1 pseudogene is annotated in these 306 nt (G+C 51.6%); it reads left to right on the plus strand.

What is annotated here, in order from left to right:
* Positions 1–306, plus strand: a pseudogene (locus tag LDN30_RS16270) (IS1634 family transposase); the annotation flags it as partial.

The following is a 306-nucleotide window of genomic DNA, read 5'->3' on the forward strand; positions in this document are numbered from 1 at the left end:
TAGGCAAGGCATACTCCCTTATCTGTGAGTTCATGCGCAATAGAGTGAATACATTTACCGGCGGTAACATGGTCATTGACGGCATGCTCAAGGACTACAATGCCAAGACGGGGAGCCTCTCGGAGTTTTCGCGCAAGGGGGCTAAGAAGGGCTCCAAGGACATCAGCCTGCTGTATGCCTTCAACCCATTGACGCGTGAGCCCATAGCGGCAAAGCCTTACGCAGGCAACATGCTGGATCAGACGGCGATAGACGACTTTGTAGCGGAGTATGAGATTAAGAATGGTCTGATGGTATTCGACAAGG

It is taken from the genome of Prevotella lacticifex (assembly GCF_019973375.1).
GTDB lineage: Bacteria > Bacteroidota > Bacteroidia > Bacteroidales > Bacteroidaceae > Prevotella > Prevotella lacticifex.